Origin of the sequence: Caulobacter sp. DWP3-1-3b2 (genome assembly GCF_049896325.1) — a bacterium.
GTDB lineage: Bacteria > Pseudomonadota > Alphaproteobacteria > Caulobacterales > Caulobacteraceae > Caulobacter.
This window is the reverse complement of sequence record NZ_JAFCUB010000020.1, coordinates 1-3,581: the sequence shown is the minus strand read 5'-3', so window position 1 is coordinate 3,581 and position 3,581 is coordinate 1. Positions and strand designations below refer to the sequence as shown.

4 protein-coding genes are annotated in these 3,581 nt (G+C 66.6%); 2 read left to right on the top strand and 2 right to left on the bottom strand.

All coding sequences use genetic code 11. The annotated features are described in order from the left end of the window. Positions 1-126: 126 nt before the first annotated feature. On the top strand, positions 127-1,203 hold the full coding sequence (locus tag ACP7AG_RS13365) for an aldo/keto reductase (protein ID WP_426031399.1): 1,077 nt from the start codon (positions 127-129) through the stop codon (positions 1,201-1,203). 55 nt (positions 1,204-1,258) lie between these two features. Here ACP7AG_RS13365 and ACP7AG_RS13360 read toward each other — a convergent pair whose 3' ends face one another. Together ACP7AG_RS13360 and ACP7AG_RS13355 are read right to left on the bottom strand one after the other, a co-directional pair. Then, a complete protein-coding gene (locus ACP7AG_RS13360; protein WP_426031397.1) occupies positions 1,259-1,654 on the bottom strand; it encodes a type II toxin-antitoxin system VapC family toxin in 396 nt (131 codons plus the stop codon). Next, on the bottom strand, positions 1,651-1,899 hold the full coding sequence (locus ACP7AG_RS13355; RefSeq protein WP_426031395.1) for a type II toxin-antitoxin system Phd/YefM family antitoxin: 249 nt from the start codon (positions 1,897-1,899) through the stop codon (positions 1,651-1,653). The genes ACP7AG_RS13360 and ACP7AG_RS13355 overlap by 4 nt, the downstream gene beginning before the upstream one ends. Before the next feature lie 172 nt (positions 1,900-2,071). Here ACP7AG_RS13355 and ACP7AG_RS13350 point away from each other — a divergent pair, with 172 nt between their 5' ends. After that, positions 2,072-3,520 carry a sugar porter family MFS transporter gene (locus ACP7AG_RS13350; protein ID WP_426031393.1) on the top strand — a complete coding sequence of 483 codons (1,449 nt, stop codon included), beginning with the start codon at positions 2,072-2,074 and terminating at the stop codon, positions 3,518-3,520. Positions 3,521-3,581: the final 61 nt, after the last annotated feature.

Sequence of the window (3,581 nt, the reverse complement as noted above, 5' to 3'; positions counted from 1 at the left end):
GGGCCCCCACGCGGCGGGGGCGGGGGGGTCACAACTTCTCCCACCCCCCCCACTTTGTTTTTTTGCCCCCCGCCGATGCAAGAGAGTCATGACTTTCGTAGCAACCGCTATGAAAGTCAGATCCCCATGTCGCTCACCGCCTTCCGCACCCTGGGTCGCTCCGGCCTCGTCGTCAGCCCCCAGGCCCTCGGCACGATGACCTTTGGGCCGGGCGCCTGGGGCGCCGACGAGGCGACCTCGCGCCAGATCTTTCAGGCCTACCGCGCGGCGGGCGGCAACTTCATTGACACCGCCGACATCTACTCGGGGGGCGAGAGCGAGCGTCTCGTGGGTCAATTCATCAAGGAGGCCGGCTCGCGCGACGACATCGTGCTGGCGACGAAATTCGCCTTCAACGGATCGGCGAGCCCCTTGACCGCCACCCAGGCCGGCGGCGGAAACCCCAACGCCGGCGGCGCCGGGGCGAAGAACATTCACCGCGCGCTCGACGCATCGCTGAAGCGCCTGGGGACCGACTATGTCGACCTCTACTGGATGCACATCTGGGACGGGGTAACGCCCATCGAGGAGATCGTGCAGACGCTGGGCGACTTGGTGCGGGCCGGCAAGATCCGCTACTATGGCCTCTCCGACATGCCCGCGTGGCTGGCGATGAAAGCCGCCACCATCGCCGCCGAACGGCGCGTGCCGGGACCGATCGCCATCCAGGTGGAATACTCCCTTGTCGCGCGCGACGTCGAAAGCGAGCATGTGCCGGCCGCCCGTGAAGGCGGCATGGGCGTGATGCCGTGGAGTCCGCTGGCGGGCGGCTTCCTGTCCGGCAAGTACCGCCGCGACGACACCAAAAACACCGGCCGGCTCAGCGGCCCCAACCCGTTCGGCGACAGCAAGTTCACCGACCGCAACTGGGAGGTTCTCGACACGCTGAAGACAGTCGCGGCCGAACTCGATCGCCCCGTCGCGCAGGTCGCGCTCAGCTGGGTCATGGCGCGCCCCGGCGTCACCGCGACGATCGTCGGCGCGAGCAAGCTGGAGCAGCTTGCCGGAAACATCGCCGCCACGCAGGTCGTGCTCAACGACTCCCAGATGGCGCGCCTGAACGCTGCGAGCGCCCCACCCGCGAGCTTCAGCGCGGGACTGACGTCACCGATGATCCGCCGCATGGTCTTCGGCGGTCATGCTGTCACCGGATGGGGCGAGTAGGTCGCACGACCTGCAGCAAAGTCGAAGACTCAGGCCGCCGCCAAAGCCGCCGGCGTCAAACCTTGATGATGCGCGTGTTGTAGGACGCGACGGCGGCGTCGTGGGTCAGCAGGACCAAGGCCTCCGTCAGCCCCTGGGCGATCAGCAGGCGATCGAACGGGTCGGCGTGGACGCGCGGCAGGGTTTCGACGATGACCGCCTGCTGCGGCGTGATCGGGATCAGCGAATAGCCGGCGGCGGCGAACAGCACCTGGGCCTCATGGGCGCCGATCGGCATGGCGCCCGGACCTTGGCGGTCGAGGCCATGCTTGATGGCGATCTCCCAGAGCGTCACCGCGCTGACGCAGATCTCATTGGCCGGGCCGAGGATCAGGTCGCGCGCCGCCTGCGTCAGGCGGGGATCGTCGGTCAGGGTCCACAAGGCGATGGGGGCGTCGAGCAGCAGCCTCAATCGCGCTGATCGAGGAACAGCGCCGCCACCTCGGCGTCCTGGGCGGACGTGTCGGCCGGGGCGACGAACAGGCCCTTGGCGATGCCGATTCTGACCGGCGTCCTGGCCGCCGTCGTCATGGGGATGAGCCGCGCGGCAGGCCGGCCATTGCGCGCGATCACCACCTGGTCGGTTTCGCCGCTCTCCACAGCCTCCACCAACTTGGAAAGCTGCGACTTGGCGTCGTGCATGTTGACTGTGCGCATGGTCGGGCTCGCGATTAGCTAATCTTAGCTCGCACAAGACCAACCCTACGGAAAGGCCGCCAACGCCGCTTGCGGGCTGATACCGGTAACACTAAGGTCAAGCTCAATGAGCGGTCCGCCAAGGACCGCTCCGCGTACAAACGGGCCTTCGGGCCACATCGGGGAAGAAACCGTGGCATCAGTCATCAACGCCGGCCCAAGCCCGGGCATGAGCGCCGTGGGCGGCCCCAATGGGGGCAAGGTCAACATGGCCTTCATCGCCGCCATCGTCGCGGTCGCCACCATCGGCGGCTTCATGTTCGGCTACGACAGCGGCGTCATCAACGGCACGCAGGAAGGCCTGGAGAAGGCTTTCAGCCTCAGCAAGCTGGGCACCGGCCTCAATGTCGGGGCCATCCTGATCGGCTGCGCGTTTGGCGCCTTCGCCGCCGGCCGCCTGGCCGACGTCTGGGGCCGCCGCACGGTGATGATCATCGCCGCCCTGTTGTTTCTGGTCAGCGCCATCGGCTCGGGCGCGGCCCACACCTCCACCGTGTTCATCATCTTTCGCCTGATCGGTGGCCTGGGCGTCGGCGCAGCCAGCGTGCTGTGCCCGGTCTATATCTCCGAAGTGACGCCGGCCAATATCCGCGGCCGGCTGTCGTCTGTGCAGCAGATCATGATCATCACCGGCCTGACCGGCGCCTTCCTGGCCAACTACATTCTGGCCCACACCGCCGGCAGCTCGACCGCCCCGTTCTGGCTGGGCTTGCCCGCCTGGCGCTGGATGTTCTGGATGCAGACCATTCCGGCCGCCATCTTCTTCTTCGCGCTGCTGTCGATCCCGGAAAGCCCGCGCTACCTGGTGGCCAAGGGCAAGGAGGCCGAGGCCGAAAAAATCCTGTCGCGCCTGTTCGGGGCCGGCCAAGGCGCCGCCAAGGTCGCCGAGATCCGCGCCTCGCTGTCGGCAGACCACAAGCCGAAGTTCTCGGACCTGCTGGACCCCACCACCCACAAGGTACGCGCCATCCTCTGGGCCGGTCTCGTGCTGGCCGTCTTCCAGCAACTGGTCGGCATCAACATCGTCTTCTACTATGGCTCGGTGCTGTGGCAGTCGGTGGGCTTCACCGAGGACGACAGCCTGAAGATCAACATCCTGTCGGGCGCCCTGTCGATCCTGGCCTGTCTGCTGGCCATCGGCCTGATCGACAAGATCGGCCGCAAGCCGCTGCTGCTGATCGGCTCGGCCGGCATGGCCGTGACCCTGGGCCTGCTAACCTGGTGCTTCTCGACCGCCACCACCGTCAACGGCGCCCTGCACCTGGCGGGCGACACCGGCCTGATCGCCCTGGTCTCGGCCAATGCCTATGTGGTGTTCTTCAACCTCAGCTGGGGTCCGGTGATGTGGGTCATGCTGGGCGAGATGTTCCCCAACCAGATGCGCGGCCCGGCCCTGGCCGTCGCCGGCTTCGCCCAATGGATCGCCAATTTCGGCATCTCGGTCAGCTTCCCGTCGATGGCCGCCAAGAGCCTGCCGATGACCTATGGCTTCTACGCCCTGAGCGCCGTGGTCTCGTTCTTCCTGGTCCAGAAGCTGATCCAGGAGACACGCGGCAAGGAACTTGAGGCGATGCAGGGCTAAGGCGCCATTTCCCTCCCCGAAATGGGGAAGGAAAGAATTCAAAAACGCCCGGGGGCTATGC